We start from the raw sequence: 16750 nt of genomic DNA, 5'->3' as shown, positions 1-16750 counted from the left end.
GCGTGCCCGGTATGACGAAGCAGCCGCCCGGCCCGGTACTCGGCGCCCGTGCCCTCAACCGCGCCACCCTCGACCGTCAGCTCCTGCTCCGCCGCTCGTCCCGCCCGGCGAAGGAGGCCGTGGCCCACCTCGTCGGCCTCCAGGCGCAGAACGTCAGGCCGCCGTACTACGCCCTCGCCGCCCGCCTCGACGGCTTCGCCCCGGAGTCGCTCTCCGCGCTCATGGCCGACCGGGAGGTGGTACGGATCGTCACCCTGCGGTCGACCATCCACACCCACACCGCCGCCGACGCGCTGACCCTGCGCCCGCTCGTCCAGCCCGCCCGGACCCGGGAGCTGACGGCCTTCCGCAAGGGCCTGGCCGGGGTCGACCTGGACCGGCTCGCCGCGCTCGCCCGGGACCTGGTCGAGGCCGAGCCGCGCACCATGGCCGGGCTGCGCGAGGCGCTGCGCGCCGAGTGGCCCGACGCCGACCCGCAGTCCCTCGCCGTCGCCGCCCGCTGCACCCTGCCCCTCGTCCAGGTCACCCCGCGCGGACTGTGGGGGCGGTCCGGGCAGGTCGCCCTCACCACCGCCGAGCACTGGCTGGGCCGGTCCGGCGAGCCGACACCCGGTCCCGCGGCCCCCGAGGCCCCCGAGGCCCCCGACGCCCCCGACGCCACCGAGGCCGTCGACGCCACGGTCCTGCGGTACCTCGCCGCCTTCGGCCCGGCCTCCGTCAGGGACATGCAGGCCTGGGCCGGACTGACCCGGCTCCGTGCGGCCTTCGAACGGCTGCGGCCCCGCCTCCTCACCTTCCGGGACGAGACCGGCGTCGAGCTCTTCGACCTTCCCGACGCGCCCCGTCCCGACCCCGGGACCCCGGCCCCGCCCCGCTTCCTCCCCGAGTTCGACAACCTTCTCCTCTCCCACGCCGACCGCACCCGTGTCGTCCCGCCCGAGTTGCACGGCCGCGCCTGGCAGGGCAACCAGGCCTTCCGCACCCTGCTCGTCGACGGCTTCCTGGCCGGCGTGTGGAAGCTGACGGAGGACGCCCTGGTCATCGAGACCTTCGGGCCGGGGGAGGGGCGAGGGCGGCGGAACCGGGCGGCGGAGCGGGACGCGATCCTGGCGGAGGGCGCTCGGATGCTGGCCACCCTGCACCCCGGTGCGCACCACGACATCCGGTTCGGGACCGTCGTACCCCGGGCCGGCCGATGAGCGGACGGGATCCGCTTCCCGGCCGCGGTCGCCCCGTGCTCCGGAGCGCGGGCGGGATCGTGCGGGCGGCCGGACACACGAGGTCCCGGCCGACAGCCGGGACGCGGCGGGTGCACTCACCGCCGGCGAGCAGTCGGGCCGGGACACGTGGATAGGGGGCGCTGCGGGCTGCTCGTGGTAGCCCGCAACGCCCCCCGGTCACTCACCCGAGGGATCCCCGGGAGGTCTTCTGGTTACGAGTTGACCTGTGTGGTCACCAGGTCCGAGAAGGTGGTCAGCCGGGTGTAGACACCCGGGTAACCGGCCTCCGCGCACCCCTCTCCCCAGGAAGTGATCCCTGCCAGGACGCCCCCGATGAGCAGGGGACCGCCGCTGTCGCCCTGGCAGGTGTCTGTGCCACCGGACGTGTATCCGGCGCAAACCATGTCGGTCTGGACGAAGTCCGAACCGTAGGAGCTCTTGCAGCTGGAGTCGGACACGATCGGGACGGTCGCGGTCCGCAGCTGGTTGGAGGAGCTGCCGTTCTCCGAGGTGGTGCCCCAGCCGAGGATGCGGGCCGTGGTGCCGGCCGCGTACACGCTCGTCTGGGAGGACGTCACGTACGACGCCGGGGTGTACGACATCGCCGTCGAGAGCGTCAGGACGGACACGTCGTCGCCGTTGGTGGCGTCCGTGTAGTCCGGGTTGATCCAGATCTTGCTGACCCGGCTCACCGTGCCGTTGGTGCCGTTCAGGTTCGTCCGGCCGCCGACCACGCGGACGCTGCTGGTGGACTCGCCCTCCATACAGTGCGCGGCGGTCACCACCTTGGTGGCCGACACCAGGGTGCCGCCGCAGAACTGGCTGCCGGACGCGTCCGTGATCTGCATCATGAACGGGTACGCCGTCGTCGTGGTGGTCGTTCCGCCGACGATCGGCTGGGGGGCGGCTGACGCGGTGGGGGACGCGATCAGCGCGGTCGCCGCGGCGGCGGCGGTGGCCACCAGGACTGCGGCGGTCTTTCTTGCGCGGTGGTGCCCGAACATGAGTCTCCTCAGTGGGGGTTGCCGGTGGGGGTCGCGCGGGTGTGGGGGGTGCAGCACGGGGGTCGCGGGACCGACCCCCGTATGCCCGGGCGAGCGGCACATCCATAAGCTAGGACCCGGAACCCCACCCTCCCAATGAGGGAACCCCCTAGGGGGATGGGGGAGGGAAAACCCTCGGTCCGCCTCAGTTAACCGGGAGCGCTCTCACTTCGCGCGTCGCCCTGCGGCCAAACGGACTATGTCCACGCGCGATCGGATGCCCAGCTTGCGGTAGACCCGGGTGAGCGTGGCCTCCACCGTCTTGACGCTGATGAACAGCCGGGCGGCTATCTCCCGGTTGGTGGCGCCCTCCATGACCAGCGCGGCGACCTGACGCTCCATCGCGGCCAGCCCGTCCAGGACGGCCGGTTCGGCCGGTGTCTCCACGGGCGGCTCCGGTACCGAGACGGCGTCGTCCACCTGCCGCAGCCACGGTAGCGCCCGGCACCGCCGGAACAGCCGGGTGGCCTCGTCGAACGCCGCGGGGGAGCGCCTCTCGCGCAGCGCGGCCAGCGCGAACGCGGCCCGTGCCTCCTCCAGGCCGTAGCCCAGTTTGGCGAACCCGTCCTGAGCCGCGGTCAGCAGGGCGACGGCCGCGTCGTGTTCCCCGTGCGCCGCCCGGACCAGCGCCTCGGCCCGGTCCAGGGCGGCGAGCACACTCTCCCGGCCGAGTCTGAGCGCATGCTCCCGGGTGACGTCGATGACGTCCTGCGCCTCCGCGGGTTCACCCACCCGGACGAGTGCTTCGGCGAGGTCTCCCTGCCAGCGGCCGCGGGCTGGGTCGGTGATGCCGAGGCTCTGCTCCAGCTCCCGCACCCGGCGCAGCGAGCGGACCGTGCCCGCCGGATCGCCCGCCACCAACTGGGCGTATCCGAGCGCGCCCAGGGCTCTGGACAGGTACATGGTGTCGCCGTCCTGCTCGGCGTGTTCCACCGCCTCCCGGGCCAGCGCCAGGCCCCGGTCCACGTCCCCGCCGGACGCCTCGGCCAGCGAGGTGAGCATCGCGGAGGCGGTCTCGCCGATCCCGGAGTCGTGGGCCAGCCGCAGCCCCTCCCGGGCCAGGTCCAGGGCGCGGCCGCAGTGCCCGGAGCGCAGCTCGGTCTCGGCGAGCCCGCGCAGGAAGTGCACCTCGCTCTCCACCTGCCCGCGCCGGCGCACCTCGCGCAGCAGCGCGGTGACGGTGTTCCGGGCCTCGGCCAGCTGGTCGCCCATCACCAGCCAGCGGAACCGGGCGCTGCCCGCCCCGTTGTGGTGGCAGGCCACGTTCGGGTCCTGGGGCTCCTTCAGGGCGCGCTTGATGGTGGCGGGCGCCGCCGGATGGCCCATCAGGGTCTCCACCTGGGCCTGAAGGGAGAGCGCGAGGAGTTCGGTGCGCCGGTCGCCGCCCTCGGCCGCGAGGTCGGCGGAGTGCGCCGCCGCCTGCCGGGCCTCGGTGAAGTCGCCGCCCACGATCAGGGCCCGCCAGGCCAGCTGGTAGTGGACCTTGCCGAGCAGCCGCGGGTCGTCGCCGGCGTCGGCGAGAGCGTGCGGGAAGGCCGCGTCGACCTCGGTCATGGTGTGGCCCGCGGAGTCGATCACCAGGATCCAGGCCCGTACCCGGTCCGCCGGGCGGGTGGCGTGGGTGAGCACCTCGCGGGCGATGTCCTGGGCGAGGTCGATCTCGCCCGCGCCGGTCGCGTCCTCGGCCGCCTGGAGCCGGCGCTCGTCCGGGGTGGGCGTGTGGTCGGCGGGGGTGTGCCGGGCGGCCAGCAGGCCGATCTGCGCTGCCACCGAGGGCGCGCCCCGGTCCCGGGCCTCGGTCGCGGCCTCGGCGAGCCGGTCGGCGACCTCCGGGTCGGTGCCGGTGGTGGCCAGGGCCAGGTGCCGGGCCCGCTCGATCGGGTCGGAGGCGGCCGTGGACAGCGCCGCGTGCGCGGCCCGGCGCTCCTGCGCGGGCGCCTCCGCGTACAGCGCGGCGGAGATGAGCGGGTGCGCGAAGCGTACGGCGGGCTCCTCCGGCTCGGTCGCCAGCAGCCCGAGCTCGGCCGCCTGGGCGCACTCGGCCTCGGCGTTCTCCCGGCCGGCCGCGTGCAGCAGGGCCTGGGTGGGGCGGGCGCCGGCGCTGGCCACCAGCAGGGTGCGGCGGGCCTCGACGGAGAGCATGTCGAGGCGGCTGAGCACCAGGGCGCGCAGCGAGGTCGGCACCGGCAGCGGCTCGCCGGGGCGGGGCGGGGTCGGGTTCTCGGCGAGGGCGCGGCCGAGTTCCAGGGCGAACAGCGGGTTTCCGCCGCTGGTGCGGTGGATCTCGCGGACCGTGGAACGGGTCAGCCCGGCGTGGCCGCGGTGGTCGAGGAGTTCGGAGACCTGTCTGCGGGTGAGCGGGCCGAGCCGGACGGCGACGGTGTCCGGGGGCGACGCGCGTAGGTGGCGGTCGTACTCCTGGCCCTCGGTGCGGACCGCGCACAGCAGCTGGACGGGGGTGCCGCCGAGCCGGCGGGCGGCGAAGCCGAGGAGTTCGGCGCTGGCCGGATCCAGCCACTGGAGGTCGTCGGCGACGATCAGTACGGGCCCCTCGGCGGCCAGTGCGCGCAGCGCGGACAGCACCGCCAGGCGCAGGGCGAGGCCGTCGCGCTGGAGGGTGGACTCGCCGCGGCCGGTGAGCGCCGACTCCAGCGCGGTGCGCTGGGCGGCCGGCAGGTGGCCGGCGACGTCGTCGAGGACCAGACCGAAGAGGTCGGCGAGGGCGAGGAAGGGCAGATGGGATTCGGACTCGGTCGCCGAGCAGCGCAACACGGTGCGGGCGGTACCGGCGTATTCCGCGTCCAGCGCCCGCAGGACGGTCGATTTTCCTATTCCGGCGGGCCCGTGCAGGAGGACGCTGCCGCCCGCGGCGAGCTGCTCCCGGGCGGCCGCGACCAGCTCCGCCCGGCCGATGACCAGGTCGGGGCGGCATCGGGCAGGCTCCTGGAAGTCCCGTCGCACGGTCACCGCTCCCCTCGTGTGGCGTGTCCGGGCCAAATTCTAGGCAATGAACCCTGAAATCCGGCCGAACGACGTGGTGAGGGAAATAACAGGGGCTTGGCAGATGGCAATTCACTGCGCGTCCGCATGAATGGAATGGGTCCCCTCCGCTATGGCAACAACCCCGTCCGACGAGCCGCCGACACCGCCTCCCCCCGGGTGTGCGCGCCCAGCTTCCGCATCGCCGAACGCAGATAGCCCTTGACGGTCTCGGGCCGCAGCCCCAGCCGTTCGGCCACGGCCGCGTTGGTCGCCCCGGCCGCCACCCACGTCAGCACATCCAGTTCCCTGGGCGCCAGCACCGCTTCGGCCTCCGGCGCCGGCGCGGTCAACAGGCCGCAGGCGGTGAGCAGTTCGGCGCGCAGCTGCGGGTCGGCGATCCGCGGCGCCAGGGCCCGCAGCGCCGCGTGCGCCTCCCGCACCTGCTCCCAGGCGGCCCCCGCGTCCGGTACGACGGCCGGTTCCGGCCGCGCCGCCGCCAGCAGCCCCCTGGCCTCGTCCTGCACGATCAGCGCCTGCTCCACGTCCCGGGCCGCCGCCACCGCCGCGCCCAGCGTGCGGTCGCCCAGCGGCTGGGCGGTGCGCAGCGCGCCGTACAGCACGCCCCGCACCCGGCGCCGTACCACCACCGGCACCGCGAGTACCGAGCGGATGCCCTCGGCCGCCACCGGGATGTCGTACTCGTGGCTGATCTGCCGCGAGACCGAGTAGTCGACGACCGCGCAGGGGCGGGCCAGGGCGACCGCCCTGCCGCCCAGGCCGTTCCCGGAGGTGACCGCGAGCGAGCGCAGCGCCGCCGTGTTGGTGCCGGTCAGCTCGCTGATCCGGACCCGTGGCCGGCCCGCCTCGACCAGCCCGCCGAAGGCGATCGGCAGCCCGGTGGCACGCCGGAGTCTGGCCAGCGCACCGCGAATCTCCACCGCCCCCGCGACCTCTGCTGCCACCTGTCCTGCCCCTTCGACCCCGGCCTTGTGCTGTCCACACCCCCGTTCGGGGGTAGTGAGACCTGCATCACGGATTACACGATGCCAGAGAGCCGTCCGGCAATGGTCCGGTACTGAAGGAGACGCGTATGACGAGTGCGACGGAGGACTTCCGCGGGGCACGGGACTTCCTGCTGGAACACCGTACGGACTACGCCACCGCCTACGAGGGCTTCGCCTGGCCGCGCCCGGACCACTTCAACTGGGCGCTGGACTGGTTCGACGTCATCGCCGAGGGCAACGACCGCACCGCCCTGCACATCGTCGAGGAGGACGGCGGTGAGACGAAGCTGTCCTTCGCCGAGCTGTCCGAGCGCTCCGACCGGGTCGCGAACCACCTGCGCGCGCGAGGCGTCGAGCCGGAGGACCGCATCCTGGTCATGCTCGGCAACCAGGCCGAGCTGTGGGAGACCGCGCTGGCCGCGATGAAGCTGCGGGCCGTGGTCATCCCGGCCACCCCGCTGCTCGGCCCGGCCGACCTGCGCGACCGCGTCGAGCGGGGCCGGGTGAAGCACGTCCTCGTGCGCGCCGAGGACGCGGTCAAGTTCGCCGAGGTGCCGGGGACGTACACCCGGATCGCGGTGGGCGGGCCGCCGCCGGCGCAGGCGGGCGCCTGGGAGCCGTACGAGGACGCGTACACCGCGTCGGCCGGCTTCGTGCCCGACGGGCCCACCCTCGCCGACGACCCGCTGATGCTGTACTTCACCTCGGGCACCACCGCCCGCCCCAAGCTGGTCGAGCACACCCACACCTCGTACCCGATCGGGCACCTGGCCACCATGTACTGGATCGGCCTCAAGCCCGGCGACGTGCACCTGAACATCTCCTCGCCGGGCTGGGCGAAGCACGCCTGGTCGAACCTCTTCGCCCCGTGGAACGCCGAGGCGACGGTCTTCATCCACAACTACGCGCGCTTCGACGCGGGCCGGCTGATGGCCGAGATGGACCGGCACGGGGTGACGTCCTTCTGCGCTCCGCCGACGGTGTGGCGGATGCTGATCCAGGCCGATCTGAGCCAGCTGCGGACGCCGCCCCGCGAGGTGGTGGCGGCCGGCGAACCGCTCAACCCCGAGGTGATCGAGCAGGTACGGCGGGCCTGGCACGTCACCATCCGGGACGGGTTCGGGCAGACGGAGACGGCCGTGCAGGTCTCCAACAGTCCGGGCCAGCCGCTGAAGACGGGCTCGATGGGCCGCCCCAGCCCGGGGTACAAGGTGGAGCTCCTCGATCCGGTGTCGGGCGCGTCGGGTGCGCCGGAGGGCGAGATCGCGCTCGATCTGTCGGCGCTGCCGGTGGGCCTGATGACGGGATACCACGGGGACGCGGACCGGACGGCGGAGGCGATGGCCGGCGGTTACTACCGCACCGGGGACATCGGCTCCCGCGACGAGGACGGCTACATCACCTACGTCGGCCGTGCGGACGACGTGTTCAAGGCGTCGGACTACAAGATCAGCCCGTTCGAGCTGGAGAGCGCGCTCCTGGAGCACGAGGCGGTGGCCGAGGCGGCCGTCGTCCCGGCGCCGGACGAGCTGCGCCTCGCCGTGCCCAAGGCGTACATCGTGCTGGCGGCGGGCTGGGAGCCGGGCCCGGACACGGCGAAGGTCCTCTTCGAGCACTCCCGGCAGATCCTCGCGCCGTACAAGCGCATCCGCAGGCTGGAGTTCGCGCCGCTGCCCAAGACCGTCTCCGGCAAGATCCGGCGGATCGAGCTGCGCGAGGCCACGGCCGCCGGCTCGGCCGACGAGTACCGCGAGGAGGACTTCCGGTGAGTTCGTCGTACACGCACGGCACGAGCGGCACCACGCTGCTCGGCGACACCATCGGTGCGAACCTGGACCGGACGGTGGCGGCCTGGCCGGACCGCGAGGCGCTGGTGGACCTGCCGACCGGCAGGCGCTGGACGTACGCCCGATTCGCCGCCGACGTCGACCGGTTGGCGTACGCGCTGCTGGCGACCGGGGTCGCCAAGGGTGACCGGGTGGGCATCTGGGCGGTCAACTGCGCCGAGTGGGTACTGGTGCAGTACGCCACCGCCCGGATCGGCGCGATCATGGTCAACATCAACCCGGCCTACCGCACCCACGAGGTCGAGTACGTCCTCAACCAGGCCGGGATCTCCCTGCTGTTCGCCTCGCTCCGGCACAAGAGCAGCGACTACCGGGCGATGGTGGAGGAAGTGCGGGGCAGGTGCCCGCAGTTGCGGGAGACCGTGTACATCGGGGACCCGAGCTGGGACGCCCTGACCGCGCGCGGCACCGCCGACAGGGCCACCGAACTGGCGGCCCGTACGGCCGAGTTGTCCTGCGACGACCCCATCAACATCCAGTACACCTCGGGCACCACCGGCTTCCCGAAGGGGGCCACGCTCTCCCACCACAACATCCTCAACAACGGTTACTTCGTGGGGGAGTCGGTCGCCTACACCGAGCAGGACCGGATCTGCATCCCGGTCCCCTTCTACCACTGCTTCGGCATGGTGATGGGGAACCTGGCCGCCACCTCGCACGGCGCCTGCATGGTGATCCCGGCCCCGTCCTTCGAGCCGCAGGCCACCCTGGAGGCGGTCCAGCAGGAGCGCTGCACCTCGCTGTACGGCGTCCCGACCATGTTCATCGCGGAGCTGAACCTCCCCGGCTTCGCGACCTACGACCTGTCGTCCCTGCGCACCGGCATCATGGCGGGCTCGCCCTGCCCGGTCGAGGTGATGAAACGGGTGGTCGCCGAGATGCACATGGCGGAGGTCTCCATCTGCTACGGCATGACGGAGACGTCCCCGGTCTCGCTGCAGACCCGGATCGAGGACGACCTGGAACACCGCACCGGCACCGTCGGCCGGGTGCTGCCGCACCTGGAGGTCAAGGTCGTCGACCCGGCCACGGGTGTCACCCAGCCCCGGGGCACGTCGGGTGAGTTGTGCACCCGGGGCTACAGCGTGATGCTCGGCTACTGGAACGAGCCGGAGAAGACGGCGGAGGCCGTCGACGCCGGGCGCTGGATGCACACCGGTGACCTGGCGATGATGCGGGACGACGGGTACGTCGAGATCGTCGGACGCATCAAGGACATGATCATCCGGGGCGGCGAGAACGTCTACCCGCGCGAGATCGAGGAGTTCCTCTACGCCCACCCCGGGATCCGGGACGTCCAGGTGGTCGGCGTGCCGCACGAGCGCTACGGCGAGGAGGTCCTGGCCTGCGTCATCCCGGCCGACCCGGCCGACCCGCCGACCCTGGAGGAACTCCGCGCCTTCTGCGAGGGCCGCCTGGCCCACTACAAGGTGCCGAGCCGGCTCCAGATCCTGACCGACTTCCCGATGACGGTCTCGGGAAAGGTCCGCAAGATCGAACTGAGGGAGACCTACAGCAGCGCCCCATAGGGGCGCGGGGAACTGCGCGACCAGCCCCCACCGGCCCCAGCCGAATCACCCACCCGAGCCACGCAGTTCATCGGCGCTCCTGTTAACCGGCTGCGGCGTCCCCGTGAAGTCCAGCACGAACAACGGCACCCCCAGCGCGTCGGCCCGCTCCCGGGCCTCCTCGGCGTATCCCGCGAGGGAGAAGTACACGCACCCCGAGTCCTCCGTCATCGCCGTCAGCCACAGGCACTCCACGTCCCGCCGCGAGGCCTGCTGCACGGTCGGGTCCACCTGGGCCACCAGCCCCCGGGCGGCCAGCCCGATGCCGGACGGCGGCCGCTGGTCGGCGCGGCGGATGTCCCGGTAGCCGAGCCAGCGCAGGTACAGCGCGGCCGCGGTGACCGCGTCACGGGCGGTGCGGATCGTCACGGGATGGAAGGCGCCTCGGGGCTCGGGGCCCGGCGGGGGCGCGGACCCGCCGCCGGCCACCGCGATCCGCAGCACCGCCCCGCACGCACAGCCCAGCTCCGGCTGCGGCCACTGGTCTTGCCGTCCGCAGGACCCGCAGCTCACCGTCACCCAGTCCGCGTCCCAGGCGCGGTGGGCCACCGGCGTCGGCTCGGCGGTGCCGTCGAGGTCCGGGGTGACCGGCGCGCCGCAGGCGCAGGGGTACGACGGCGCGGTGTAGACGTGCTCGCGCCGACAGGCCGGACAGCGCATCGGCACGCTCTCGGACATGGCCCCACCTCAGGCATCGCGTCGGTTCAGCCGTCCCATGGTGCTCCCGTCCGGGCCCGGTTGTCCGTCCCTTGACGACGTTCGTCACCACACCTACATTGATTTCAGATCGTAGAATTTATTTTCCGTAATGCGGAATTATGCTCACCGCGGGGCGCGCCGGGAGCAGGCATCCGACAGTCGAAAGCAGGAGTTCTCGATGGCTCGTATGACCGCTGCCCGCGCGGCAGTTGAGATCCTCAGGCGGGAGGGCGTCACCGATGCGTTCGGGGTGCCCGGCGCGGCGATCAATCCCTTCTACGCGGCGCTCAAGGCCTCCGGCGGCATCCGGCACACCCTCGCCCGCCATGTCGAGGGCGCCGCGCACATGGCCGAGGGGTACACCCGTGCCCGCCCCGGCAACATCGGCCTCTGTGTGGGCACTTCGGGTCCGGCCGGCACCGACATGATCACCGGGCTGTACTCGGCCACCGGCGACTCCGTTCCGATCCTCTGCGTCACCGGCCAGGCGCCGACCGCGGTGCTCCACAAGGAGGACTTCCAGGCCGTCGACATCGCCTCGATCGCCGCCCCGGTGACGAAGATGGCGGTCACCGTGCTGGAGGCGGCCCAGGTCCCGGGCGTCTTCCAGCAGGCCTTCCACCTGATGCGCTCCGGCCGCCCCGGCCCGGTCCTGATCGACCTGCCGATCGACGTGCAGCTCACCGAGATCGAGTTCGACCCGGAGACGTACGCACCGCTCCCGGTCTACAGGCCGGCCGCCACCCGCGCCCAGATCGAGAAGGCGATCCGGATGCTGAACGCGTCCGAGCGCCCGCTGATCGTGGCCGGCGGCGGGGTCGTCAACGCGGATGCCGCCGAACTCCTCGTCGAGTTCGCCGAGCTGACGGGCATCCCGGTCGTGCCGACCCTGATGGGCTGGGGCGTGCTCCCCGACGACCACGAGCTGAACGCCGGCATGGTGGGCCTGCAGACCTCGCACCGCTACGGCAACGCGACCTTCCTGGAGTCCGACTTCGTGCTCGGCATCGGCAACCGCTGGGCCAACCGCCACACCGGCAGGCTGGACGTCTACACGGCGGGCCGGACGTTCGTCCACGTCGACATCGAGCCCACCCAGATCGGCCGGATCTTCGCCCCGGACTACGGCATCGCCTCCGACGCCAGGGCGGCCCTGGAGCTGCTCGTCGAGGTGGCGGTGGAGCTGAAGGCGACCGGCGGGCTGCCCGACCGCTCCGCCTGGGCCGCCGCCGCGCAGGAGAGGAGGGCGACGCTCCAGCGCCGTACCCACTTCGACGACATCCCCATCAAGCCGCAGCGTGTCTACGAGGAGATGAACAAGGCCTTCGGCCCGGAGACCCGGTACGTCTCCACGATCGGCCTCTCGCAGATCGCCGGCGCCCAACTGCTGCACGTCTTCGGGCCCCGGCACTGGATCAACTGCGGCCAGGCCGGTCCCCTTGGCTGGACGATCCCGGCCGCGCTGGGCGTCGCCAGGGCCGACCCGGAGGCGTCCGTGGTCGCCCTCTCCGGCGACTACGACTTCCAGTTCATGCTGGAGGAGCTGGCGGTCGGCGCGCAGCACAAGATCCCGTACGTCCATGTCCTGGTCAACAACGCCTACCTCGGCCTGATCCGCCAGGCGCAGCGGGCGTTCGACATCGACTTCCAGGTCAAGCTGGAGTTCGAGAACATCAACTCGCCCGAGCTGGGCGTCTACGGCGTCGACCACGTCAAGGTCGCCGAGGGCCTGGGGTGCAGGGCGATCCGGGTGACGGACCCGGCGGAACTGGGCGCGGCCTTCGAGTCGGCCGGGAAGCTGGCCGCCGAGCACCGGGTGCCGGTGGTCGTCGAGGTGATCCTGGAGAGGGTCACGAACATCTCCATGTCGACCACCAACGACATCTCGAACGTCGTCGAGTTCGAGGAGATCGCGACCGAGCCGGCACACGCCCCGACGTCGATCAGGACACTGAAGGTCTGAGTTCCGGTGCCCGCCGCCCCCGTGCCGGCGGGCACCGTATGACCTGAATATGCCCCAGGACTGGGGCGGTTGAAGCATGCTGAACACAATTCAGAGCTTTATCTGAGGATCGGCCGGCCCGTTCGTACCGGTGCGTCAGCTTTCGGGGTGCTCGGACAGGCCCGGCCAGTCGTCCGGGCCGCCGCCCTGCCACTCGATGAGGTCGCTCTCCTCGACCTCGATCCGGTCCAGGTCGGCCATCCGCAGGATCTCGACCACGTCGTCGAGGTGGGAGGCGATCCCCAGGGTCACGTCGCCCTCGGTCACCCGACGGGAGCCGTCCAGAGCCGGCGCGTGCACGACGATGTGCGGAAACTTCGTCGGTGGATGTGCTGTCATGCCTCAAGGCTCCTGCGGCGGGGGCCGGAACGCACGCCGAGGCGCCGGATGCGGGCGGTCCCGCATCCGGCGCTCGGGGAGGGGGCTGGGACCGCGGCGGGTGCGACGGAGCCGGGGGCGGACTTCCCTCTGGTCGGGAAGAGCGCTCGGTTCCTTCACCACCGCACTGGCTCGCACGCCGCCGCGGTCCGTCCGGGGAGCCGGTTCTCCGAAGTGGGTTCCGGGCGGTGCCGGTGCCTGGGCGCGACAGGACAGGTGTCGGCACCGGCGCCGCCCGGAAGTCTCGGGGCCGGCTCAGACCTGGGCGCCGGACAGGCGCTCTACCGTGCGCAGCAGCGCCGAGTGGTCCAGTCCGCCGTCGCCCTGCGCGCGCAGGGAGGCGACCAGCTGCGCCACCACGGCTCCGACCGGCAGGGCGGCGCCGACGTCGCGGGCCGCGTCCGTCACGATGCCCATGTCCTTGTGGTGCAGGTCGATCCGGAAGCCCGGCCTGAAGTCGCGTCGAAGGAAGTTGTCCTTCTTGCGCGTCAGCACGGTCGAGCCGGCCAGACCGCCGTTGAGGACGTCGAGGGCCGCCGCCAGGTCCACGCCGGACTTCTCCAGGAAGACCACGGCCTCGGCACAGGCCTGGATGTTCACGGCGACGATCAGCTGGTTGGCGGCCTTCACGGTCTGTCCGCAGCCGTGCGGCCCGCACAGCACGACGGTCCTGCCCAGCGCCTCGAAGAGCGGCCTCGCGGCGTCGAAGTCGACCTGCCCGCCGCCGACCATGATGGACAGCACGGCCTCGACGGCCCCGGCCTCACCGCCGGACACCGGCGCGTCCAGGACGCGGATGCCCTTCTCGGCGGCCGCCCTCGCCAGGTCGACCGAGGTCTGCGGGGTGATGGACGACATGTCGATGAGGAGCGCGCCGGACCGGGCGTTCTCCAGGATGCCGTCCGGGCCGTAGGCGATGGCCTCCACCTGCGGTGACGCGGGCACCATCGTGACGATCACGTCGGCGTCCCGCACGGCCTCGGCGATCGAGTCGGCCGCGCTGCCGCCGGCGGAGGTCAGGCGGTCGAGCTTCTCCTGCTCCAGGGTGAAGCCGGTGACGTCGTAACCCGCCTTGATCAGGTTCTCGGACATGGGGGAGCCCATGATGCCGAGGCCTATCCAGGCGATCTTGGGGAGGGCGTTGCTCATAGGGGGTGCCTCTCTGGAAGCGTCGGTCAGGCAGCACGTCCGGCGTTCGAGGACGGGGCCGAAGGCCCAGGCGGGGGTGTGGGGGCGGCAGCCCCCGGAGACGGTCACATCAACGCGCGGCGCGCTGTTCCACCGGCAGCCAGTCGAAGGCGGACCCGCTCGGACGGTCGCCCGCCCTGTACTCCAGGCCCACCCAGCCGTCGTACCCGGCCTTCCGCAACCCGTCGAGGAGGTCCGCCAGCGGCAGCGACCCCGTGCCCGGGGCGCCGCGGCCCGGGTTGTCGGCGATCTGGACGTGGCCGGTCCTCGACGCGTACCGCTCGATCACCGACGGCAGGTCCTCGCCGTTCATGGACAGGTGGTACAGGTCCATCAGGAAGCGCGCGTTGCCGAGTCCCGTCGCCTCGTTGACCCGGTCGACGACCTCGACCGCGGCCGGTGCCGACACCAGCGGATACCGCGGTGACTCCGGCTTGTTCAGCGCCTCGATCAGCAGCACCGCGCCGATCTCGTCGGCCGCCCGCGCCGCGAGCGTCAGGTTCTCCAGCGCCAGCGCGTCCTGCTCGGCGGGATCGACGCCCTCGACGCGGTTGCCGTACAGCGCGTTGAGCGCCGTGCAGCCGAGCGACCGCGCGAAGCCGGCCGCGACGTCGATGTTGGCGCGGAACCGCTCCGACTCCTCACCCGGGATCGACAGCGCGCCCCGGTCGGGGCCGGGCAGCTGCCCGGCGTAGAAGTTCAGGCCGGTCAGCCGGACGCCCGCGGCCTCGATCGCCTTCTTCAGCGCGTCGAGCTCGGACCGCTCGGGGGTGGGCGAGCCGACCCACGGCCACCACAGCTCGACCGCGCCGAAGCCGGCCGCCGCGGCGGCCGCCGGGCGCTCCAGGAGCGGGAGTTCCGTGAAGAGGATCGACAGATTGACGTTGAAGCGCTGCGCTGCGAATCCCATCGGGGTCGGCGCTCCCTCCTGCTGTAGATGTTTCCGTATTGTGGAAATATATTTCTGCTTAATGGAAGACTGCCTGTGGTCGGGGAGGGCTGTCAAGTACTCTGATGACGTGGCCCGTTCCAACGACGAGGTCGCCGCGCTGCTCCAGGAGTACGCCGACCTCATCTCGATCACCGGCGGAGACGCGTTCAGGGCACGCGTCTACGAGAAGGCCGCACGCGCGGTCGGCGGCCATCACGCCGACGTCTCCGCACTCGACCTCAAGGGGCTCCAGGAGATCCCGAACGTCGGGAAGTCCATCGCCCAGAAGGTCCGTGAGTACTTCGACCGCGGCAGCGTGGCCGCCGTCGAGGAACTACGGGCGAAGATCCCGGACGGGGTGCGGCGGCTGACCGCCATCCCCACCCTCGGTCCGAAGAAGGCCATGGCGGTCTACGAGGAGCTGGGCGTCTCCTCGGTCGAGGAACTCGCCGACGCCCTGCGCGACGAACGGCTGCGCGACCTCAAGGGCTTCGGGCCGAAGACCGAGGAGAACATCCGGCACGGCATCGAACTGCTCCGGTCCGCCGGCGGGCGGGTGCAGATCGACGTGGCCATGGAACTGGCCGAGGACGTCGTCGCAGCGCTCTCCGCGGTGCCCGGCTGCGCACGGTGCACGTACGCCGGTTCGCTGCGCCGGATGCGCGAGACGATCGGCGACATCGACATCCTCGCCGCGGCGCGGCAACCGGCGCCGATCATGCGGGTGTTCACCGAACTGCCGTACGTCACCGAGGTCATCGGGCAGGGCGGGACCAAGACGTCCGTGCGCACCAGCAGGGGTCTGAACGTCGACCTGCGGGTCGTGCCGCCGGACTCGTGGGGCGCCGCCCTCCAGTACTTCACCGGCTCGAAGGCCCACAACATCCGCACCCGGGAGATCGCGGTGCGCCAGAAGCTCAAGCTCTCCGAGTACGGTCTCTTCGACGTCGAGAGCGGCGAGAAGGTCGTCTCCGGGACCGAGGAGGAGGTCTACGCCCGGCTCGGCCTGCCCTGGATCCCGCCCACCCTGCGCGAGGACCGGGGCGAGATCGAGGCCGGGCTGCGCGACGAACTGCCCGACCTGGTCACCGAGGCCGACCTGCGCGGCGACCTGCACACCCACACCGACCTCACGGACGGGCTCGCCCCGCTGGAGGAGATGGCCAAGGCGGCCGCCGCGCACGGCTACGCCTACTACGCGGTCACCGACCACGCGCCCGACCTGGTCATGCAGCGCATGACCGACGAACGGATGCTGGCCCAGCGGGAGCGGGTCCGCGAGCTGGACGGCACGTACCCCACCAAGGGCCGGCGCGGCGGACTGCGGCTGCTGCACGGCACCGAGCTGAACATCGGCCCCGAGGGCGAGGTGGACTGGCCCGGCGACTTCCTCGCGGGCTTCGACCTGTGCGTGGCCTCCGTGCACTCGCACTTCAGGCAGAGCCGCGCCGACCTGACCCGGCGGCTCGTGCGGGCCTGCGAGAACCCGTACGTCCACATCATCGGCCACCCCACCACCCGCCTCATCGGCAGGCGGCCCGGCATCGACGCCGACCTCGACGCGGTCTTCGCCGCCTGCGCCCGCACCGGCACGGCACTGGAGATCAACGCCCACCCGCACCGCCTCGACCTGCGCGACGAGGACATCCTGCGGGCCCGCCGGCACGGCGTGAAGTTCGCCGTGAACAGTGACGCGCACGCCGTCCCGCACCTCGCCAACACGCGGTACGGCATCGGTACCGCCCAGCGCGGCTGGCTCACCGGGGACGACGTGATCAACACCTGGCCGGAGCGGCGGCTGCGGAGCTTCCTGCGCAAGGACGGGTGAGCCGGACAGGACGCCCGTCAGGCACCCGAGAAGGCGTCCTCCGGAGGGAGTTCCCAGCAG

At 72.2% G+C, this 16750-nt stretch carries 12 protein-coding genes; 5 read left to right on the top strand and 7 right to left on the bottom strand.

Annotation, left to right across the window (positions count from 1 at the left end; translation table 11 throughout):
* The first annotated feature begins 11 nt into the window (after window positions 1–11).
* Window positions 12–1199 (top strand): winged helix DNA-binding domain-containing protein, encoded by a 1188-nt coding sequence (locus IEZ11_RS34575; protein WP_189266921.1) that lies wholly within the window; start codon window positions 12–14, stop codon window positions 1197–1199.
* A 233-nt stretch (window positions 1200–1432) separates the two neighbouring features.
* Here IEZ11_RS34575 and IEZ11_RS34570 read toward each other — a convergent pair whose 3' ends face one another.
* The 3 genes from IEZ11_RS34570 to IEZ11_RS34560 all read right to left on the bottom strand — a co-directional run bounded on the left by IEZ11_RS34570 (window position 1433) and on the right by IEZ11_RS34560 (window position 6207).
* Window positions 1433–2224 (bottom strand): S1 family peptidase, encoded by a 792-nt coding sequence (locus IEZ11_RS34570; RefSeq protein ID WP_189266920.1) that lies wholly within the window; start codon window positions 2222–2224, stop codon window positions 1433–1435.
* 204 nt (window positions 2225–2428) lie between these two features.
* Entirely contained in the window at window positions 2429–5230 is a 2802-nt protein-coding gene (locus IEZ11_RS34565) for a helix-turn-helix transcriptional regulator (RefSeq protein ID WP_189266919.1), read from the bottom strand.
* A 143-nt stretch (window positions 5231–5373) separates the two neighbouring features.
* Window positions 5374–6207: a helix-turn-helix transcriptional regulator gene (locus tag IEZ11_RS34560; RefSeq protein WP_189266918.1), complete on the bottom strand. Its 834-nt coding sequence runs from the start codon at window positions 6205–6207 to the stop codon at window positions 5374–5376.
* Between the two features lie 128 nt (window positions 6208–6335).
* Here IEZ11_RS34560 and IEZ11_RS34555 point away from each other — a divergent pair, with 128 nt between their 5' ends.
* Both IEZ11_RS34555 and IEZ11_RS34550 read left to right on the top strand, forming a co-directional pair.
* Complete coding sequence (locus tag IEZ11_RS34555) at window positions 6336–8018, top strand: AMP-binding protein (RefSeq protein ID WP_189266917.1); 1683 nt, start codon at window positions 6336–6338, stop codon at window positions 8016–8018.
* Entirely contained in the window at window positions 8015–9625 is a 1611-nt protein-coding gene (locus IEZ11_RS34550) for an AMP-binding protein (RefSeq protein WP_189266916.1), read from the top strand. The genes IEZ11_RS34555 and IEZ11_RS34550 overlap by 4 nt, the downstream gene beginning before the upstream one ends.
* Before the next feature lie 45 nt (window positions 9626–9670).
* Here IEZ11_RS34550 and IEZ11_RS34545 read toward each other — a convergent pair whose 3' ends face one another.
* Window positions 9671–10342, bottom strand: coding sequence for a hypothetical protein (locus IEZ11_RS34545; RefSeq protein WP_189266915.1), 672 nt, complete (start codon window positions 10340–10342; stop codon window positions 9671–9673).
* A gap of 199 nt (window positions 10343–10541) precedes the next feature.
* Between IEZ11_RS34545 and gcl the strand changes: the two genes are divergently transcribed.
* On the top strand, window positions 10542–12326 hold the full coding sequence (gene gcl, locus IEZ11_RS34540; RefSeq protein WP_189266914.1) for a glyoxylate carboligase: 1785 nt from the start codon (window positions 10542–10544) through the stop codon (window positions 12324–12326).
* A gap of 135 nt (window positions 12327–12461) precedes the next feature.
* Here gcl and IEZ11_RS34535 read toward each other — a convergent pair whose 3' ends face one another.
* From IEZ11_RS34535 to IEZ11_RS34525, 3 genes are all read right to left on the bottom strand, one after another.
* Complete coding sequence (locus IEZ11_RS34535; RefSeq protein WP_189266913.1) at window positions 12462–12704, bottom strand: hypothetical protein; 243 nt, start codon at window positions 12702–12704, stop codon at window positions 12462–12464.
* 294 nt (window positions 12705–12998) lie between these two features.
* Window positions 12999–13892, bottom strand: coding sequence for a 2-hydroxy-3-oxopropionate reductase (locus tag IEZ11_RS34530; protein ID WP_189266912.1), 894 nt, complete (start codon window positions 13890–13892; stop codon window positions 12999–13001).
* Window positions 13893–14001: 109 nt separating this feature from the next.
* The gene (locus tag IEZ11_RS34525; protein ID WP_189266911.1) at window positions 14002–14841 is read right to left on the bottom strand and encodes a TIM barrel protein; all 840 of its coding nucleotides are present in this window, start codon (window positions 14839–14841) and stop codon (window positions 14002–14004) included.
* A 109-nt stretch (window positions 14842–14950) separates the two neighbouring features.
* Here IEZ11_RS34525 and polX point away from each other — a divergent pair, with 109 nt between their 5' ends.
* Window positions 14951–16690: a DNA polymerase/3'-5' exonuclease PolX gene (polX, locus tag IEZ11_RS34520; protein WP_189266910.1), complete on the top strand. Its 1740-nt coding sequence runs from the start codon at window positions 14951–14953 to the stop codon at window positions 16688–16690.
* Window positions 16691–16750 lie beyond the last annotated feature (60 nt).

It is taken from the genome of Streptomyces fuscichromogenes (assembly GCF_014645815.1).
GTDB classification, from domain to species: Bacteria; Actinomycetota; Actinomycetes; order Streptomycetales; family Streptomycetaceae; genus Streptomyces; species Streptomyces fuscichromogenes.
This window is presented reverse-complemented; position numbering and strand designations above follow the sequence as displayed.